Raw genomic sequence first — 19,009 nt, forward strand, 5'->3', positions numbered from 1 at the left:
TGCAATAAAATTGTACCATGATAAAATCTGTCAATATCAAATTGTTATTAGTCCTTCTTGCGATTGTTTTTGCATTTGATTTAGTATTTATAGCTAGGGATCATAGTTCCTGGCGGTTTTTTACCAAGCCACTGTTGTTACCTATTATTATCTGGTTGTATTTTACTTATTCTAAACAAAATGTATTTCGGATCAACCAATGGTTTTTGTCTGGATTAATTTTGAGCTTTTTGGGTGATGTGTTTTTGTTATTTGGATGGGGATTTATGCCCGGTTTGGGCAGCTTTTTGTTGGCTCATATTTGTTACATCATTTATTTTTTTAAGATTAAAAAGAAAAATGCATGGAGTTGGCTTCCCTTTGTTTTTCTATATTTAGGCTCATTTATTTACTCTATATATCCTTATTTAAACGAAATGAAGATACCCGTGGTGATTTACGGAATTACCATTGCTACGATGCTGTATTTCAGTATCAGAACTTATTCTTTAGTATTAATCCTGGGAGCTGTTTTGTTTGTAATATCAGATTCTGTATTGGCCATTAATATTTTCGTACAGCATAGTGTCGGGAAAGAACTTATTGTGATGATTACTTATGTTTTAGCCCAATTGATGCTGGTGTTGGGAGTGGTTGGTATTGAAAAAAAGAACAGAATTATCCGATAAAATCAAGCCTTATGAAAAGAAAAGATAACCATTTTTTTCATAGTATTGGCCTGTTCTGTCCATTGGATTTTACTGATCCTGTTACTTATTTTATTCCTGTGTTTATCTTGTTGATAGTAGGGGAAATATTTTTGTATCAGATTCCTCAAAAAGTATTCACAAAAAGACTCATCAAAGATAATGTATCGAGTATCGGATTGGGGATAGGGGCAGTAATGTTAGACTTTGGGATGAAAGCTATTTCATTATCCTACTTTTTTTGGATTTACAATCATTTTAGACTTACCGATATTTTCGGGATCAAAGATTTTAATAAATTCTTCACTTTACAATGGCATGCAGATCACTGGTGGCTTTGGTTATTGGTTATGATTGTTCAGGATTTTGGCTTTTACTGGCATCATCGATTGAGTCATAAAATCAGATTATTTTGGACAGGTCATGTCAATCATCATTCGGCTACTCATTTGAGTTTTGCTATTGCATTGCGTCAGGGATGGTTTGAAATCATATATCGGGACATTTGGTATATCCCTTTTATCATTATTGGTTTTCATCCTATTATGATTGCTATGATGCATCAATTTAACCTGATTTTTCAGTTTTGGCCGCATACCAATGCTATTGGAAAATTAGGGTGGTTCGACAAAGTATTCAATTCTCCATCCAACCATCGGGTGCATCATTCCCGAAAAGTTGAGGATTTAGATAATAACTATGGGGGCATTTTGATGATTTGGGATCATCTTTTCGGCACATACAAAGCGGAAGAAAAGAAAACGACAGATTACGGAATCTATCATAACATTAATACTTATAATGTCTTTCATATCGTCTTTGATGAGTTTGGAAATATGATAAAGGATGTCCGAAATGCACCGACATGGAAAGCGAAACTGGGGTATATATTCAATGCTCCGGGCTGGCATCATCATGATAAAGATGAGCGGATTTCTACTTTGAAGCGGGAATTAAAAGAAAAGATGAATTGATGGTTGTCTTGCATGAAAAGTGTAAATTACTGATAAAAACTCTTTATCAATTCAGAAACAGACATCAACCTTCTACGACTTGTTAGACAAAGTAATTCCCTCAACAATTTGGAGGGAATTTTTATCTTGAAATACTTCGTAATAAAATAAAGTCACCATATAGCGCTTTAAATAATTGATTACTGAAAACAAATAGCAAATTAAGTTCCAGACACTTTTTTAGCAACTTTAAAATGCTTAAAATATAATTGAATTTATGTACAAAGCTTTCCTGGTTAAAAAAAGTGTTAAGAAAATAAATTTTCATTACTCTAATTCAATAGGATTATATGGTAGTGGGTCTGATTTAACAGATATCTGACTACCATCTTCATTGTAGGCTTTACCATGAAAAAAGCCAGGATTATCATTGTAGTTTTGTAATACTTTTCTAAATTGTTCTCTTGTTACTGTTAATATTCTTTTTTCGTTCCTCAGATAGATTCTATTAGTTTTTTTATCCATTGCTATTACAGTAAAATGGAAATTACTTTTACTATCCTCAATTTCTAAAATTAGACCAGGTAAATTTTGAAAAACGTACGGTCCATTATTAATTGGGATTTCTTTAGAATACCAAGCTGTGTATTTTCTACCTCTATATTTAGTTGTGGCTTTCTTACACAAGTAACCTAATATATCTTTTGTCTCATTTTCGAGCTTCCATTCTATTACTGGCTGGTTCTCTTCGTATTGATAAGTTACATTTGCTCTATCCTGTACGATAACTTTATTCATTGAAAAATCCTTAACTAAAACATTTTTCCATTTATCAGGTAAATTAAGTGTTTGGTTTAATTCCTTAGCTCCTAGTTTTTCTAAATGACTAAAACTTAACATTAAAGAATCCTTTCGTAAAGAATTAAAATCTGAAAACCTTGAAAAATTCTTTCCTATTTGAAGTAAGCATATTGTTTCTAACTTCTTTTTTTTAGGGTCTTTTAAAAATTCTAATTTGTAATAAATATTTTGATAACTACTGTCTATAATTTTTTCTTCATACGAATCAGGTTTCATAGAGAAATTACCTGTTACAGTAATTTGAGCATTTGAAAAGAATCCAATCACCAAAAAAAATAACCGTAAGAAATTACGGTTATTGTTAATTATTCCGATTTTTATTAGCATTTCACATCATTAAAGTATTCTGCTGCTTCTTGTAATTCTGCCCAGTTACTATAATTATCCGTGCATAAGGAATAAGAAGCTCCACAAGGTGCAGTAACACCAACCCATTGACTACAAGTTCCTCCTGTTACTTTTTTAAGATCATTTCGAGATAATTTTTTTAATTTTTTCATTTTTGTAATATTTTAAATTCGATAGCGAATATAACAATATAAATCATTCTAAAGAGAAAAATTTTATTATGTTAAGTATTTGTTAATAAACAACTTATACCAACTTGTGCATTGTTACGATTTACAAATATGTGATTTAAATGATTGATAGAATTTTGGTTTTATTCAGAATGTGAACACCCATTTCAATACCTGAACCAGTTTTTTATATGTAGTTTAACTACCTACGAACAACAAGCCTCTCCCTTAGCCGACCGGAAATCAAGCAATTTAGGACACAAAAAAAGGAGACGTTAATAATAAACGTCTCCCTAAGCGGAGAGTGAGGGATTCGAACCCCCGGACCTGTTACAGTCAACAGTTTTCAAGACTGCCGCAATCGACCACTCTGCCAACTCTCCATAAACTCCGGCTATACCGTTGTTTTCAGTGGTGCAAATATAGAACGATTTTTAATTTCTGCAAAACTTTTCCCTCACAAATTTTAACAAAACTTAATAATAGACTAGGAATCAGGGGAATTATTTTTCGCTCTTTCGCAAAAGCTTCAATATAAAAATCTAAAACATTTATATTTTGAGAAATCCCATTATAGAAAGGCATTTGTATAACAAAACTTACAGCTCTATTTACAAACACACATATTTTTCACTACATTTGTAAAAACACAGGTATCTTATGACAATGGAAAAACTACGAACTTTAAGAAAGCAGAAAGGTTATACTCAGCAGCAGATTGCTGATCTTCTTGCCACCGATGTCTCCAACTACAGCAGAAAAGAAAATGGAGATGTCAAAATATTTGATGACGAATGGGAGAAACTGGCTAAAGTTTTAGATGTTTCTGTAGAAGATATCAGAGAGGAGAAAACAGCAACTGTTATACAGAATCTTACATTTAACGATAGTAGTTCTAATACCAGTAACCAATCTGGTAACTATAATCAGTATTGCAATATTCCAGAATATTTATTAGAAAACCAACAGGAATACATTAATCTTCTGAAAGAGCAGATTAAGGCTTTAAAAGAAGAAAATGAAAAACTGAAAAAAGGATAATCACTTTTATATAAGAACAAAACGGCTTCTATTGAAAGCCGTTTTTATTTTATACTTTTGAAAAACTCCTTATTCCCGATCAACAATGGAAATAAAACTGTTTTTTAAAAAATCAGACGGATATACAAACTGATCTCCATCTTCTCCCTTTACTACAATAGCGCCCTGTTCATCGTTGAGGCATTTGTCCAATTGGGTTTTCATGTCATTAAGCGCTCCATTGGGAATTTCAATGATATAGGTTCCGGTAACGTGTGTAACCTTTATGATTTTTGTTTCCATTTTGTTTTTGATTAAGGGCTAAATGTAGGCATTTTACTTTAAGGATAAAGATGTTTCGGGAAAAGATATGAATTAATATGACTACAAAACGTTCCTCAGACGTTATAAATACCAGAAGCCCTTTATATAAAAGGTATAATAGAGTATATTTGCACCCATAAAAACTAATAATACTATTTCAGATGATTACTCCATCCTTTATTAAAAACGCGGTTATTGCCGCCTCATTAGCCTTCTCCTCTATGGCTTTTGCCCAAAAAACACCTATATCTGTTCTTCCTTCCGGCCATCTTGTAGTGAGTGCTGAAGTGGATGGCAGAAAGGGAAATTTTATTTTTGATACCGGAGGTGGAATCAATCTTTTTCTGGGAAATTTTTCCAAAAACCTGGACACGAAAGAAACCTATAATTACCTTACCGCTTTCCGGGCAACTGGAGAAAAGATGACGATTCCTTTGTTCAAATCAAAAGAGATTATTTTTAACGGTAAAAAATTTAAAGATATCTGGTATTCCACTCATGATATGGAAATCAAAGGAATTGACGGTTTGATTTCCCTGCCCATGCTCTATGATACAGAATTCATCATCGATTATACCACGAAAGAACTGATCTTTCCTAAAGAAAAACTTAACGGTAAGAAAGTGATGGATATTCAGCTGTCTACAAATGCAGATCAGTCTCTGGATATTACCACCTATGTTCTCTTGAACAACAAATACAGAATCAATATTCTTCTGGATTCCGGAGCGGGCAAAGATTCTTTCTGGCTGAATGAAAGCCTGATGAAAACAATGGATATCAAAAAAGAAGGCCTGAATGTAGTTGAAAAGAAAAGCGAATTTAATCCCGATATAACCACTAAGTTTTACAAAAGTGATATTGGCTCTATTTCTACCCCCTTTGCCACCGTAGAAAAACCGGCTGTATTTTTTGTAGAAGGTCTTATTTATGAAGGCAAAACCAGCATCAACTGGCTGGGTAAAAAATTGGGATTCAATCTTAAAGAGAAAAAGATCTATATTTTGGATTAAAAACTACATCGGTACAGTAAACTGTCATTCTGACGAAGAATCCTACTCAAATTTGAGATTCTTCCTTCGTCAGAATGACAATGTGGAAAAGTGTGCTGAGAAAACCACCCCGTCAAAAATTCTTTGAATTTTCGCCACCCCTCCGGAGGATGGGAATCATTACGTCTTCAGTTGTTATATAGTTGGTAATACGGGTTTTCAGAAGTTTTCTGAAAAAATAACAGCTACTCTCCTGCCGGTTCGAACAATTCAATTTTGTTTCCTTCGGGATCCAGGATGTGTACAAACTTTCCATACTCATACGTTGCAATTTCATCCAGCACTGTTACGCCTTCTTTCTTTAACTCTTCCACCAATGCTTCGATATTTTCTACATGATAATTGATCATAAATTCTTTGGCAGAAGGCTCAAAATACTGGGTAGAATCTTTAAAAGGACTCCACAGCGTATATCCTTTCTTATCAGATTCTTCATCTTTCCAGTCGAATTTGGCGCCGTATGGGCTCGTTGGTAATCCAAGATGAGTTTTATACCATTCATTGACTTGTTCCGGGTCTTTACACTTGAAGAAGATTCCTCCAATCGCGGTTACTCTTTTCATTTTTTATTTGTTTTTATTCAGTTGATAGTTTCTTACACGCAAATACAATACGCTTTGCAATTTCACAAATATATCAATGTTTTAGCGAGTTGTTGACTGATTTTTTTTAAATTTTTTAAAGGTTTTTGAAAAAACGCGAAACCTCTAAGAATACTAAAAAACACACTGTTTTAGGGACAAGGAGTTTATCTCCGATAAAATTTATAACTGCACATTTTAAGTCTCACGCTGATTTTGCAGATAAAGCAGATCAATTATTATGAAATAAATCTGCGCAATCTGCATGATCCTCGAGAACATTGTAACCTAAGCCATATTTGCTGAGAATCTTCTGAACATTGTATAATATTAACCATTAAGATGAATTAAATAATTAAGAATATTTAAGATGAAGCGCAACACTTTCTAAAACATCTTGGATGTTTTCTTAACTTTCCTTCACAGCTTCAAGTTCCTTAATCGTTTAAAATAATTTCAAAAACTCTATTCCTTCAACAAATATTTAAAAGCTTGGGATAAATTATTGTTGGGAAACGCAAGGACGCTAAGAATATAAAAACATACTGCTTTAAGGCGCAAAGATTTTATCTCCGATAAAATTGGTAACTGCACATTTTTAACTCTCACGCTGATTTTGCAGATAAAGCATATCAATTATTATGAAAAAAATCTGCGTAATCTGCATGATCTGCGAGAGTTTTAATAATCTTTCGAAAAATATTTGATGTCTCGTTAACTTTCCTTCACAACTGCAAGTTCCTTAATGGTTTAAAATAAGTTCAAAAACTCTATTCCTTGAGCTGATATTTAAAAGTTTAGGATAAATTATTGTTGGGAAACGCAAGGACGCTAAGAATATAAAAACACACTGCTTTAGGGCGCAAAGATTTTATCTCTGATAAAATTGATAAATGCAAATTTTTAAGTCTCACGCTGATTTTGCAGATAAAGCAGATCAATTATTATGAAATAAATCTGCGCAATCTGCATGATCTGCGAGAACATTGTATACATATTAAACCATTAAGATGAATTAAATAATTAAGAATATTAAGTTGAAGCGCAACACTTTCTAAAACATCTTGGATGTTTCCTTAACTTTCCTTCAAAGCTTCAAGTTCCTTAATGGTTTAGAATAATTTGACGATATCTTCTCCTTTGTGTTTTCCAATAAAAAAAGCGCACCTACCGGGCACGCTTTGTATTGTATATACTGAAAACTATCCGTGTAATTCAGCTAAATATTTTTCTGCATCCATTGCAGCCATACATCCGCTTCCTGCAGCTGTAATAGCCTGTCTGTAGATATGATCCTGAACATCTCCGGCAGCAAATACCCCTGGAAGATTCGTTCTTGAAGAACCTTTTTCAGTCAAAATATATCCGTTCTCATCAAGATCTACCTGACCTACGAAGATATCTGTATTCGGTTTGTGACCGATGGCAATAAAGATTCCTTCAACATCTACTGTAGATTTCTCCTGAGTCTGGTTATTGATGATTACAGCTCTTTCTACAAGGCTGTTTTCTCCTTCAATCCCGATTAATTCATGATGGAATTTCACTTCGATATTCGGAGTACTTTCTACTCTGTGAACCATTGCTTTCGATGCTCTGAATACATCTTTTCTTACCAACAGCGTTACTTTTTTACAAAGCTTTGCTAGGTAAGTAGCTTCTTCAGCTGCTGTATCTCCCGCTCCTACTACTACAACATCTTTTCCTCTGTAGAAGAATCCGTCACATGTAGCACAAGCAGAAACTCCACCTCCGGCATATTTTTTCTCATCATCAAGACCTAAATATTTTGCTGTAGCTCCTGTAGAGATGATTACTGTTTTGGCAAGGATCTCTTTGTTTCCTGCATATAATTTATGAACACCGCCTGCTTCCTTAGAGAATTCAGCTTTAGTGATCATTTCGTAATGAACTTTGGTATCAAATCTTTCTGCCTGTTTTTGCAGATCCATCATCATTTCAGGACCTGTAATCCCGGCTGGATACCCTGGGAAGTTGTCAACTTCTGTAGTGGTTGTTAATTGTCCGCCCGGCTCCAAACCTGTATACAATTCAGGTTTTAAGTCTGCTCTTGCTGCGTAGATAGCAGCTGTGAAACCAGAAGGCCCAGATCCAACGATCACACAATCTAAAATGTTTTGCTCCATAATTTGCTTTGTTCGAAAAGATTTAATTTGAATTAAGACTGCTAATTTCGGAAATTTTAATTTCTCTTTAAAGTTATTTTAATGATACTTGTCAATATCTGATATGTTGAATTTCGATGGTAGCTGTTGTGGGTGACTTCCGGGGTTCGGGATCCGAGATTCGGGGTGCGGGTTATTGTGTTACGGAATTTAGATTGGCAGGAAATTTAAAACTTTTTTAATGTCCTTTATCCATCATATCCCGAATCTCACTATCTCGCGACACGCATCACGCAACACGTATCCCGCAACTCGTTACCTCGCATCTCGCAACTCGCCTCACACCTTCATCTTAATCTTATCTACATTAATGATCTTATACACCAGTTCTCTGATCAGCTCCGCTTCCCCCATATTTACTGCTCCGAGCCCTTTACCTTTCATATCGAATTCACGGAGAATGGAAATCACTCTTGTGGCATGTTTCAAAGGATAAAGTCTTGCACTTTCTGCATAGTCTTTGATAAAATAAGGATTTACTCCCATTTGTGAAGCAATGGTCTGTGGAGACTGTCCTGCCATGGTTTGGTAAATAATAACGTTTGAAAAATAATTGTAAAGGCTTGCCAGCATCATGACAAAAGGATTATTCTTCGGGTTTTTACCCATAAAATGAGCAATCTTAAAAGCTGCATTGGCATTTTTAGTTCCCAAAGCCTTCTGAAGCTCAAAAATATTATATTCTTTACTGATTCCGATGTGGTTTTCAACGATGGTTCCGTCAAGGATTTCTCCTTCTTTAAGGATCATCTTCAGTTTGTTCAGCTCGTTGGAAATTCTTGAAAGGTCATTTCCAAGATATTCTGCCAGAAGATGAGAAATATTAGGAGCTGTATTGATTTTCAGCTTTGCACATTCATCCGAAATCCATTTCGGTAAGTTGCTTTCCTTTACAGATTCACTCAGGAAAAGGGCTTTGGCTTTATCTAAGGCTTTGGCGGCTTTTTTTCTGCTATCCAGCTTTTTGTGCTTGTGAGCAAAAACCAAAACTGTAGAAGGAACAGGATTATCTACGTAAGATTCCAGAATTCTGTTTTCCTCTTCATTGAATCGTAAATCCTGAGCTTCTTTCACAATAATTACCTGCTTATCTCCCATCATCGGAAACTGTCTTGCCAGAGAAAGAACTTCCTGATAAGAAGTATCTTTTCCGTAGGTAACCGTTTGGTTAAAAGCTTTTTCATCTTCTTCCAAAAAGTTATGTTCAAGGGCTTTTACAGCAACATCAATGAAGTAAGCTTCTTCTCCGTGGAAAAAATAAATAGGTAAAACTTCTTTATTTTTAATATTTTTGAGGATTAAATCTAATTCTTTCATCTTATTAATGGAACTTCCAAAACTGAATTTTCAGGAAACTTTTGATTTTAAATTCAAGAAAGACAAAGATAAGTTTTTTATTTATGATTTGGTTCGCAAAACTTATCTTCTGCTCACTCCTGAGGAATGGGTCAGACAACACTGGGTACATTATTATCTTACTGTAAAATCCTACTCCACATCGGCTCTCATTACCGAAAAAAAGATTATTCTGAATGGCCTTACCAAAAGAATTGACCTTCTGGTTACTGAAAAAACCGAACCCGTAATTCTGATTGAATGTAAAGCTCCGCAGATCAAATTAACGGAAAAAACATTTGAGCAGACTGCCCGATACAATTCCATTATCGGAGCCAGGGAAATTATTCTGACGAATGGGCTTCAGCATATCAATGCTTATTATGAAGACGGACAGTATCAGTTTTACAGACCTGAGTAAGGCTTACAATACCAAATGATTTCTGAAAAAGATTAAATAATATTCTATTAATATTCTTTCTGACTTATTTTTATTAATTTAGATAAGATTTCTTCTCAACACTAATATCACAAATTTTTACATGAATTACACAATTGTTATTTGTTGTATTTGTGAAAAGGATTAGTGTAGTTTATATTAAAATAAATTACAAAATATGATACGTTCCATCTTATTAACTGCAATGATTATGGCTTCAGGAACCCTTTTCAGTCAGAAACTTAAACCTGTTTCCTACCAGGACGGTTCACAGAAACTTAATGGTCTCATCACTTCCAATGCAGGGAAAAAACTTCCCGGAGTATTGATTCTTCCAGCCTGGAAAGGGATTGACGAAGAGGCAAAAACAGCGGCTGTTGAGCTTGAAAAGCAAGGCTATATCGCTTTTATTGCTGACATTTATGGTGAAGGAAAAATTCCGACCGATAATGAATCTGCAGCAAAGACCTCAGGATATTATAAACAGAATTATCAGGAATACCAGAAAAGAATCTCACTGGCTTTGGAACAACTGAAGAAAAACGGAGCGATTTCTGATAAAGTAGCAGTGATCGGGTACTGTTTCGGAGGTACAGGAGCATTGGAATCTGCAAGAGGACATCTTCCTGTAGCAGGTGTGGTTTCCATCCATGGAAGTCTGGGCAGAGATCAGAGCAGAAAAAATGAAACTTTGACGGCTAAAATTCTTGTTGAAAATCCGGCAGATGATAAAAGTGTAACTCCTGAGGATTACAATAACCTCATCAAAGAAATGAATGAAGGAAATGCCGACTGGCAGATCATCACCTATGCTCATTCTAAACATACATTCACAGATCCGAAATCTCCGGATTACAATCCGACAATGGCTAAAAGAGCATGGAATCATACGCTGCTGTTCCTGAAAGAAATTTTGAAATAAACAATAAAAAAGGCAAATTCGTGAACCATTGAATTTGCCTTTTTACTTTTATAGTGTTGCTTAATTATGGTTTAGCCTGAAGCTCAACATCATATTTCTTTGGAGAATATTTGGTAAGAGAACCTGTTGCTGCATCAATTCCTACTCCTATTGCTCCTCCCAGAATAATATTCAGTAGAGTAACGGCATTAAAAGTTTTTGTCAGCTTTATTTCCTGCTTCTCAAATCCTTCTTTTTCAAATGTAACCATCTGCTTCCCTAGAGCTCTTGGGATTTTAGGGGTACAAGGGGTTGTACACTTTTCTATTCCTTTGTGAAACACTTTTGCTCCTTCAGGGCTTGAAGAAAAAGCAATTGAATCCTGAGTTCCTGTAAAAATGGTTGCGCATGAAGTGGTAGAAAGCGCGATTGTCAGCATGAATACAATCGATAATTTGTTTTTCATAGATTTTAATTAGTTCATTTTTTTAAGTCCGCGAACTTACAAAATAAATTAAAACTATCAATCATGAAAAAGAAAAAACTATGGCAAAACCTAGTATTGACGGGCATTATCAATAAAAACACATTGAAAATCAATTTCAAAGAATGCAGCAATCTATGTTTATTTTTTCATGATGAAGTAATTATATAAAAAAAGCAAATCCACTATTTTCAGATTTGCTTTTTCATCTATTTTTTAATTACTTCTTAGTCTACTCCTTCCTCTTCTCTGTGCACCAGTTCCATAGAAAATGCAGGAAGACAGATGGCAAGATATTCACAAGGTTCAGAAAACGGATTGCTGTAACGGATTCTCGCTCCTTTTTCAATAAGGATACTTTGTCCTTTTTCCAATGTAACAATTTCGCCATCTATTTCAAATTGCTTTTTCCCTGAAATGATATAAGTAAATTCATCAAATTCAGGAGTCTGGTGGGGCTCACTCCAATCCGGAGGGGCTACCATGTGAGCAATGGAAACATTAGAATTCCCTGTAGAATTTCCCCAGTGTTCTTCGATCAGTTTTCCGTCTGTAGTAGGAACGATAAATGGTGACTGCTGGATTTTGTATTTTTTCATACCCAATCTTCTTTTTTAATTTCATACACGAAATTGGTTCTTGTAGGTTCTGCAAAATAAGCCACTTCTTCTTCAGCAATCTTTTGTCCTCCCAATCTTTCCAAAGCTGTCTGCGAACGGAAATTCTCTTTTCCAATGTGGAAATGAACTTTGTCTACAAACTGGAAGATATAATCCAGCATCAGCTTTTTCACCTTAGGATTAATGCCTTTTCCCCATGATTTTGTTCCATAGAAAGTATACCCGATGAAAATATGATTATCCTCTTCATCAAAATCATAATAACGGCTGCTTCCCAATACATCTCCGGTTGCTTTCTCCATAATTTTGAAAGCACCTTTACTCTCCATAGCTCCTGTGAAAAAGTTTTCAAAAACTTCTCTCTTGTAACGATCTTTGTTGGGGTGTTGTTCCCACACTTTAGGATCGGAAGCTACTTCATATAAAGATTCAAAATCCCCTTGCTCTAAGTGGATCAATTGAAATTCTTCATTCTCTAAAATAGGCTGAACAGAAAAATTCATTAATTAGCTCTTTTTAGTAGAATCTGATTCTATTTTTTTGATTTCTTTCAGCTTATCAGAAATCTTGATGACAGTGTCTAGTTTTGATGGCTTCAACGGAACTTCTGCCTGAGCCATATCCCATTTGATCACCAGGTTCCCTGTATTTTCATCAGTAGGATTTAAAGTGATTTCAAACCATTCCTGTTTGTCTGTCAGTTTATTAACCGGTACCGTAACATCTACTACATCCTGTTTTGGATCGTAAGTATAAGCTCCCCACTGTTGGAAATCTTTATTCAGGATTACTTTCCATTCTTTTTCTGTAGGAATGATGAATAATCCGTATGTTCCTGCAGGTACTGTTTTCCCGCCGAAGTTAACGGCCTGTCCGAAAGTAATTTTCGTAGAAGAGTTCGCTCCCGCTCTCCAAACCTGGCCATAAGGAACCAATTCTCCAAAAATCTTGCGTCCTTTTACTCCCGGTCTTCCATAGTCGATAGAGATTTTGGACATAGAAAACTGCTGCTCAACCTTCTGACGCGGACTTGCTGCCGGTACAGAATAATCCTGTGCAAAACTGAATGCTGAAACTGAAATGCAAACTGCTATTATTAACTTTTTCACGTGTAAATTTTTGCTTAAAATTACAAAAATCAAAACGAAATAGCTTTCCCAAACTTCGTTAAATTTTGTTTTACCGATATTTTTCTATGAAGGTATTTTTTTACCAAATCCCTTTTAAAAGTAAATGATTAACTATTAAAAATTTTATTTTTCTTAATCGTTTTCCCTTTTCTAAGCTGTATTGAAAAACAGGATAAGTATAAATTATTTTCTAAAATAATATAGCCTTTTCCAATTCCAGCAATTTTTGCTTTCTCCAGACTCCTCCTCCATAGCCTGTTAATTGTCCGTTGCTGCCAATTACGCGATGACAAGGGATTATAATGGATATCTTATTCAGACCATTGGCATTGGCTACTGCTCTTACAGATTTAGGATTTCCCAGAATATCAGCCTGCTCCTGATAGCTTCTTGTTGCACCATAAGGAATTTCCTGAAGAATAGTCCATACTTCTTTTTGGAAAACTGTTCCTACAGGGGAAAGAGGAACTGTAAATACGGTTCTTTTTCCTTCAAAATACTCTTTCAATTCTTTTTCCAGCGTAACAAAATGAGGATTTTCTCCTTGTATAATATTGGCTTTAAAATATTCCGCAACACTTTTTAATTCTGTCGGAAGCGCTTTCCTGTCGGAAAATTCAAGAAGGCAGATTCCATGTTCATCAGCACAGGCTATCATCGTTCCCAGCATGGTTTCTATTCTCTTCAGATCAATGATCTTTTCCATGGAATTATTCTTAGGTGATACACCAAAAATATTTTTAAAACTCTCATTAAAACCGCTCAGACTTTCATATCCTGTATCAAATGCTACCTCTGTAACGGATTCTCCCTGTTGAAGTTTTTTAAATGCTGTATTGAGCTTTGACATTCTCTGGAAAGCATGAAACGTAATCCCATGATGTTTCAGAAACCATCTGCGTACGGTAGCGGGTTCCAGACCTCTTTTTACAAGATCATAATCTTTTAGCTTTAATGTGGGATCGTCGGCAATTTCTTTCAATAAATCTTGGATATACGGAGGTGTAGCATTGAGATTTTCCAAAGGTCTACAGACTTTACAAGGACGATACCCTTTGAGCATCGCATCTTTGGTAGTAGAAAAAAATTCTACATTTTCAAATTTCGGTTTCCTGGCCGTACAGGTCGGTCTGCAGAATATTCCTGTGGTTTTTACGCCCATCCAGAATATCCCTTCAAATGAAACATCTTTGATATAAGATGCCTCGTACATGATTTTTTCAGTAAGTTCCATCATGAGATAAAAAGAGGTGAAAAACTTCTTACGTTTGTAATTTTCTGACTTGCTTTCTCAAGCTCTCTATAAATATGTCTGTACATAAAAGCACCTGAAGTAACTCTTTTTACACCTAATGCTTTAAGCGTATCAAAATCGGGTAAATCAGGAAGAGCCATAACATTCACGGGAAGAAAAGTAGCTTCTGTGATCGTTCTGATGTCGTTTTCAGAAGTCATGCCCGGAATGAAAACGCCATCGGCTTTAAGTTTTTCAAACAGTTTAATTCTTTCTAAAGTTTCTTCCAGCGCATTTTCAATATTCAATAAAAAAGGATCTGTGCGTACATTGATAAATACCTTATCTCTGTTTTCTCCTAATTTGATGAAAATATCTTTTAATTTTTCATAGAAAACATCTCTGTTTACCAGTTTTCGTGTCCCGTCAATAACGTTGGTATCTTCAATATTAATTCCTGATACTCCAATTTCTATAAGTTTCATAATATTGGAAACAACCGTATCATTTTCAAGACCATATCCGGATTCCAGATCGACCGACAGAGGAATTGAAACGGAAGCTCTGATCCTCTTGATGATATAAAAATATTCTTCAAAGGTCATCTGTTCTCCATCTTCATATCCCAAACTCAGTGCGACTGCCGAACTTGAGGTCGCTAATGCTTTATAGCCCAGCTTTTCGTATGCCTTTGCGCTTTCTACATTCCATACATTACCTAAAAGTAAAGGTTCTTCACCATGATGTAATTGTTTAAAACTAATCATAATTTTTTTATTCAAAAGTAGAAAGATTACCACATGTTCCACAACCGAAAAATGAACACCTATTTTTTATTTTCCGAATGTAAATTTTGGTTTTAAAATAGAATCGCTTTTTCAAGCTCCAGCAGCTTTTGTTTTCTCCAGATCCCTCCAGCGTAACCTACCAATTCACCATTAGAACCTATCACACGATGGCAGGGAATTAAAATAGCAATTTTATTGATGCCGTTGGCCGTTCCCACTGCACGTATCGCCTTGGGGTTTCCGAGTATTTCTGACTGTTGTTTGTAGGTTCTGATTTCTCCCATCGGAATGTCACGGAGAAGCTTCCATACTTTTTCCTGAAACTCAGTTCCTGTAGTCAACAACGGAACTTCAAAACGGCTTCTTTTTCCTTCAAAATATTCTTTCAGTTCTTCTTCCAGCTGTTTGAAATGAGAATGTTCTTTTTCTACAATTTCTGCTTTCAAAATCTTTGCCAACGCCTTCAGCTGCTTTTCAATGTTTTTCCTGTCTGTAAATTCCAGCAGACAGATTCCCTGATCTACAGCGCAGGCAATCATTTCTCCCAGCGGGGTTGATATGTTTTTTTGGTGTATCATTTCCATTAGCTTAAAATTAAGCTTTTTGGAAATCATAACTTGTTTTTTAATCCGTTAAAATTCTTTTTATCTGCTCAACATGTCTTGCATTATGATAAATAACAAAACGAAAGGTGTCTCCCAACCTCATTTTGATTAGTTTTGAAATGCTTATGCCTGTTTTTGTCTTTTCTAAGTCAATATATTGAGCCTCTTCCAGTAATTCAAGCATTTTCTCCTGCTGTTTTATGAATGTATCCACTACTCTTTTATCCAGATTGCTGTGTATAGGATTCATGGCTTTAAGCGTTTTCATTGTATTCAGTTTCTCTTTGGGAAGCATACTTTTAGCAAAATAATTCCCGAGAATTCCAGGCTTAAAATAGAGTTGAGAAGGTTTTCCGGCAGAAGAAATAGTACGGCTTATTTCGGGAATATAAAAATCTCCATAGCGGTTGAGATGCTCCAGACATTCCAAGGTACTCCAACTGTCTGCGGAAGTTCTGAAATTCAGATCATGTTCCGTCTTTAAAGACAACATTTCAGCAAACTGTAAATGCTGCTTTGTCCTGTTTTTTAACTCATCCAGCAATTCTGAGGTTGAAATTTTCATTACGTTTTTTATGCAAATATGCTGATCTGGTTGTTCTTAAATCTTGACTGAACTCAAGATTTTTTAAGTCTGGATAAAGTTTCCGGTGACATTCTCAGATAATTGGCAATGTATTTATTGGGAACTTCCTGAAATAGTTTCGGACTTCGTTTTAAAACCCTTTCAAAACGTTCTCCGGGAGCATTGATGAGCAGATCTTTTTCTCTTTCAAGCTGCTGCAATACGAGATCTTCAAGGACATTCATCCAGAATTTCATATGTTCTTCATCCGATTGTACGAAAGCATAGAAATCCTTTTTTGAAGCTACTTTTACCGTTGTTTTCTTAATCGCCTGAATATAAAGATCCGAAGGTTTTCCCGATAAAAAAGAATCCAGGCTGACAATAATATTTCCTGTGTATCCGAAACGAATGATCCTTTCTTCATTTTCATCCATCATAAAAATCCGGACACTTCCGTTTTCAATACAATAAATCGAGGTATCTGTACTGCCTGAAATCTTCAGGAACTCATTCCGTCTGAATGCTTTCTTTTCCCAATGGATTCCGCTTTGAAGCAATTTTTCAACCATTTCATTTTATTATTTGCTTTTCCAAAGATAATAGGTAATTTTAAAGTTTTAAAACACTAATCACTGATAATGCTCAAAAAAACAGTACTTTTTATACTGCTTTCTGCCGGATCTTATGGTATGAAAGCACAGGAAACCATCCCTTTCCGGATTACCAGGCACAATAATATTATTGTTAAAACCCTTGTCAACAAAAAAGATTCACTGGATCTGATGTTCCAGATTGCGATGAAAGATTATGCTATTTCCCCTGATGGCAAACAGAAAGCAAATCATATTATTTTCAACAAAGAAGAACTCAGCGACGACAATACTGTACAAATCGGGAAAATTACTCAGAAAAATGTTCGTTTTTTTGACAAGCAGTTAGCAGGTCATGAAGCAGACGGAAAAATCGGAACCGGAATTTTTGAAGGGAAAGCCTTTAAAATTGATTACGACAACAACCAGTTTGTGATGTACGACAAAATGCCGGATCTGAAAGGCTATCAACCCATCAACATCATTCTCGATCATGAAGGGTTTTACCTTGCCGCAGATAATATTCTTGAAGGTGATCAGCAGCAGGAAGCCTATTTTGTTTTACAATCCGGATTTTCCGGAGCTATTCTTTATAGCAATGAGTTTGCTGAAGAAAAACATCTGGAGAAAAAACTGAAGGTAACAGGAGAAAAAACACTAAAGAATTCTGAAGGTAAAACTTTAACGACCAAACAAGCTGTTCTACCCTATTTCAAGTTGGGAAACAGCGTGTTTAAAGATGTTTCCGTAGGATATTTCTCAGGTGAACTGAAAACACAAAATGTAAGTTATCTCGGTGCCGATATGCTCCGAAGATTTATCTGGATCTTTGATGCGGAAAGGAAAATGGCTTACATCAAACCCAGCAAATATTTTTCGGAACCTTATTACAAAATGAATTAAACTTATTATACACACTTTAATGTCAAGAAAGATGATGAAGATCAAAACTGCTGCATTCCTTTTCTGTTTTCAACTGTTTGTTGTGAGCTGTCAGAAAGAAGAAAAGAAAACTGTTGCCACGGAAACAAAAATTACGAATGATACTCTAAAAACAGTAAAAACTGAAGAGAAAATAGATTATACCAACTTTAATATATTCAGTCTGTCTGTTATTTCATCCGCGGAAAAAGATTCTGATATGGATATTTTCATTTCTGTCTCAGATATTTATAAGGGGGAACAACCAATTCCTGCAGCTATTATGAAAAATCAGAAGCAGATGACTTATGAGGAACGTCAGCATTTTGAACTGGATGCACCCAGCAGAAAAAAATTGCTGGATGGGATTCACCTTACTGAAAATGATTCTCTCTACATCTATGAGTATGGCTCGAACCAACTTCAAAGAATGCCTGTCAGCCAATTAAAAGCTGTGGCCTACTTAAGTCCTTATTCCGATGATCAGGATTTAGACCCGGATTCTTATATGATGGGATTCCAGGTGGCTACTCATCAAAAAACAACAGAATACGACCGTTATACTAATGCTATCGCTTATTTTGGAAATAAAAATCCGTTTGTAGACCATAAAATGAAAGCATTGAAATGGCAAAAAGCGGGTACAGATATTTCAAAAAAATACTTTTCTCACTCAAAACTGGCTCTGGGAAAAACGTATCAGTCACAATATGAAAATCTGACCTATTATCTTCAGGATTACCTTGAAGAGGGAAATATTGTTGAACGTAAGCTTGCGGTCATCAATGATCGTAAGGAAAAAATTGCGGAAAAGACCTTCAGCCTTGCAGGAAGTGATGGTGGAGAATTTCTTCCTCTGTATGGTATAGATGCCGATGAAGCCAATGTTTTCCAATATACAGGTCACCTTTTCAAAGGAAAGCCTCCTGTTATTTTTGGATTCATGGCGCAGTCTTTTGGTTGTCCTTCCATTAGTTTTTTAGATCAAAAGGAGAAGGATTTCCCGATTAATTGTGATAACAGACATTAATAGGGCGAAAATGCGAAATGGTAAAAAAGCTTCTAAAAGAATCGGTTTAGGCTTCTATAGGAATGTCAAATTCTTTGGATAAATAAAACGTGTAGTTTGTCCATTCAGTAGGAATCTATACTCTTACCATCTAAATACTAGATCTAGATTCCTGCGGAATGAAAAACTGTGCGGATCTTTAAG

23 protein-coding genes and 1 tRNA gene are annotated in these 19,009 nt (G+C 35.3%); 8 read left to right on the forward strand and 16 right to left on the reverse strand.

Annotation, left to right across the window (positions count from 1 at the left end; genetic code table 11):
- Positions 1-17: 17 nt before the first annotated feature.
- Together DDF69_RS15675 and DDF69_RS15680 are read left to right on the forward strand one after the other, a co-directional pair.
- Entirely contained in the window at positions 18-668 is a 651-nt protein-coding gene (locus DDF69_RS15675) for a lysoplasmalogenase (RefSeq protein ID WP_114821592.1), read from the forward strand.
- Between the two features lie 11 nt (positions 669-679).
- Positions 680-1,660, forward strand: coding sequence for a sterol desaturase family protein (locus DDF69_RS15680; RefSeq protein ID WP_114821593.1), 981 nt, complete (start codon positions 680-682; stop codon positions 1,658-1,660).
- 306 nt (positions 1,661-1,966) lie between these two features.
- Here the strand turns inward: DDF69_RS15680 and DDF69_RS15685 are convergent, their stop codons facing one another.
- From DDF69_RS15685 to DDF69_RS15695, 3 genes are all read right to left on the reverse strand, one after another.
- Positions 1,967-2,827: a GLPGLI family protein gene (locus DDF69_RS15685; RefSeq protein WP_114821594.1), complete on the reverse strand. Its 861-nt coding sequence runs from the start codon at positions 2,825-2,827 to the stop codon at positions 1,967-1,969.
- Positions 2,821-3,000: a bacteriocin-like protein gene (locus DDF69_RS15690; RefSeq protein ID WP_114821595.1), complete on the reverse strand. Its 180-nt coding sequence runs from the start codon at positions 2,998-3,000 to the stop codon at positions 2,821-2,823. Before DDF69_RS15690 ends, DDF69_RS15685 begins: the two co-directional genes overlap by 7 nt.
- Positions 3,001-3,316: 316 nt before the next feature.
- A tRNA-Ser gene (locus tag DDF69_RS15695) sits at positions 3,317-3,401 on the reverse strand.
- Between the two features lie 277 nt (positions 3,402-3,678).
- Here DDF69_RS15695 and DDF69_RS15700 point away from each other — a divergent pair.
- On the forward strand, positions 3,679-4,059 hold the full coding sequence (locus DDF69_RS15700) for a helix-turn-helix domain-containing protein (protein WP_114821596.1): 381 nt from the start codon (positions 3,679-3,681) through the stop codon (positions 4,057-4,059).
- Between the two features lie 69 nt (positions 4,060-4,128).
- On the opposite strand, the gene DDF69_RS15705 is transcribed toward DDF69_RS15700, so the two are convergent.
- The gene (locus DDF69_RS15705; protein ID WP_114821597.1) at positions 4,129-4,341 is read right to left on the reverse strand and encodes a glyceraldehyde-3-phosphate dehydrogenase; all 213 of its coding nucleotides are present in this window, start codon (positions 4,339-4,341) and stop codon (positions 4,129-4,131) included.
- Between the two features lie 182 nt (positions 4,342-4,523).
- Here DDF69_RS15705 and DDF69_RS15710 point away from each other — a divergent pair, with 182 nt between their 5' ends.
- The gene (locus DDF69_RS15710) at positions 4,524-5,375 is read left to right on the forward strand and encodes a hypothetical protein (RefSeq protein ID WP_114821598.1); all 852 of its coding nucleotides are present in this window, start codon (positions 4,524-4,526) and stop codon (positions 5,373-5,375) included.
- Positions 5,376-5,599: 224 nt separating this feature from the next.
- Here the strand turns inward: DDF69_RS15710 and DDF69_RS15715 are convergent, their stop codons facing one another.
- The 3 genes from DDF69_RS15715 to holA all read right to left on the reverse strand — a co-directional run bounded on the left by DDF69_RS15715 (position 5,600) and on the right by holA (position 9,498).
- Complete coding sequence (locus DDF69_RS15715) at positions 5,600-5,977, reverse strand: VOC family protein (protein WP_114821599.1); 378 nt, start codon at positions 5,975-5,977, stop codon at positions 5,600-5,602.
- 1,220 nt (positions 5,978-7,197) lie between these two features.
- The gene (gene trxB / locus DDF69_RS15720) at positions 7,198-8,142 is read right to left on the reverse strand and encodes a thioredoxin-disulfide reductase (protein ID WP_114821600.1); all 945 of its coding nucleotides are present in this window, start codon (positions 8,140-8,142) and stop codon (positions 7,198-7,200) included.
- Between the two features lie 318 nt (positions 8,143-8,460).
- Complete coding sequence (holA, locus tag DDF69_RS15725) at positions 8,461-9,498, reverse strand: DNA polymerase III subunit delta (RefSeq protein WP_114821601.1); 1,038 nt, start codon at positions 9,496-9,498, stop codon at positions 8,461-8,463.
- Positions 9,499-9,505: 7 nt separating this feature from the next.
- On the opposite strand from holA, the gene DDF69_RS15730 reads away from it, so the two are divergent.
- Positions 9,506-9,937, forward strand: a complete 432-nt coding sequence (locus tag DDF69_RS15730) for a type I restriction enzyme HsdR N-terminal domain-containing protein (RefSeq protein WP_114821602.1) — start codon at positions 9,506-9,508, stop codon at positions 9,935-9,937.
- 196 nt (positions 9,938-10,133) lie between these two features.
- Positions 10,134-10,877: a dienelactone hydrolase family protein gene (locus tag DDF69_RS15735; RefSeq protein WP_114821603.1), complete on the forward strand. Its 744-nt coding sequence runs from the start codon at positions 10,134-10,136 to the stop codon at positions 10,875-10,877.
- A gap of 64 nt (positions 10,878-10,941) precedes the next feature.
- On the opposite strand, the gene DDF69_RS15740 is transcribed toward DDF69_RS15735, so the two are convergent.
- From DDF69_RS15740 to DDF69_RS15780, 9 genes are all read right to left on the reverse strand, one after another.
- A complete protein-coding gene (locus DDF69_RS15740; protein ID WP_114821604.1) occupies positions 10,942-11,322 on the reverse strand; it encodes a PEGA domain-containing protein in 381 nt (126 codons plus the stop codon).
- Positions 11,323-11,567: 245 nt separating this feature from the next.
- Positions 11,568-11,939, reverse strand: a complete 372-nt coding sequence (locus DDF69_RS15745) for a cupin domain-containing protein (protein ID WP_002980258.1) — start codon at positions 11,937-11,939, stop codon at positions 11,568-11,570.
- The gene (locus DDF69_RS15750) at positions 11,936-12,463 is read right to left on the reverse strand and encodes a GNAT family N-acetyltransferase (RefSeq protein ID WP_114821605.1); all 528 of its coding nucleotides are present in this window, start codon (positions 12,461-12,463) and stop codon (positions 11,936-11,938) included. Before DDF69_RS15750 ends, DDF69_RS15745 begins: the two co-directional genes overlap by 4 nt.
- A 3-nt stretch (positions 12,464-12,466) precedes the next feature.
- Entirely contained in the window at positions 12,467-13,069 is a 603-nt protein-coding gene (locus DDF69_RS15755) for a DUF2911 domain-containing protein (protein WP_114821606.1), read from the reverse strand.
- A 211-nt stretch (positions 13,070-13,280) separates the two neighbouring features.
- A complete protein-coding gene (locus tag DDF69_RS22445; RefSeq protein ID WP_114821607.1) occupies positions 13,281-14,327 on the reverse strand; it encodes a bifunctional transcriptional activator/DNA repair enzyme AdaA in 1,047 nt (348 codons plus the stop codon).
- Positions 14,324-15,091 (reverse strand): isocitrate lyase/phosphoenolpyruvate mutase family protein, encoded by a 768-nt coding sequence (locus DDF69_RS15765; protein WP_114821608.1) that lies wholly within the window; start codon positions 15,089-15,091, stop codon positions 14,324-14,326. Before DDF69_RS15765 ends, DDF69_RS22445 begins: the two co-directional genes overlap by 4 nt.
- 92 nt (positions 15,092-15,183) lie before the next feature.
- The gene (locus tag DDF69_RS15770; RefSeq protein WP_228412015.1) at positions 15,184-15,690 is read right to left on the reverse strand and encodes a methylated-DNA--[protein]-cysteine S-methyltransferase; all 507 of its coding nucleotides are present in this window, start codon (positions 15,688-15,690) and stop codon (positions 15,184-15,186) included.
- A 46-nt stretch (positions 15,691-15,736) separates the two neighbouring features.
- Positions 15,737-16,282: a DinB family protein gene (locus DDF69_RS15775; RefSeq protein ID WP_114821609.1), complete on the reverse strand. Its 546-nt coding sequence runs from the start codon at positions 16,280-16,282 to the stop codon at positions 15,737-15,739.
- A 53-nt stretch (positions 16,283-16,335) separates the two neighbouring features.
- A complete protein-coding gene (locus DDF69_RS15780; RefSeq protein WP_114821610.1) occupies positions 16,336-16,854 on the reverse strand; it encodes a Crp/Fnr family transcriptional regulator in 519 nt (172 codons plus the stop codon).
- A gap of 69 nt (positions 16,855-16,923) precedes the next feature.
- Here DDF69_RS15780 and DDF69_RS15785 point away from each other — a divergent pair, with 69 nt between their 5' ends.
- The gene (locus DDF69_RS15785) at positions 16,924-17,778 is read left to right on the forward strand and encodes a hypothetical protein (protein WP_114821611.1); all 855 of its coding nucleotides are present in this window, start codon (positions 16,924-16,926) and stop codon (positions 17,776-17,778) included.
- A 31-nt stretch (positions 17,779-17,809) separates the two neighbouring features.
- Positions 17,810-18,826 (forward strand): hypothetical protein, encoded by a 1,017-nt coding sequence (locus tag DDF69_RS15790; RefSeq protein WP_162800948.1) that lies wholly within the window; start codon positions 17,810-17,812, stop codon positions 18,824-18,826.
- Positions 18,827-19,009 lie beyond the last annotated feature (183 nt).

It is taken from the genome of Chryseobacterium sp. KLBC 52 (assembly GCF_003347605.1).
GTDB lineage: Bacteria > Bacteroidota > Bacteroidia > Flavobacteriales > Weeksellaceae > Chryseobacterium.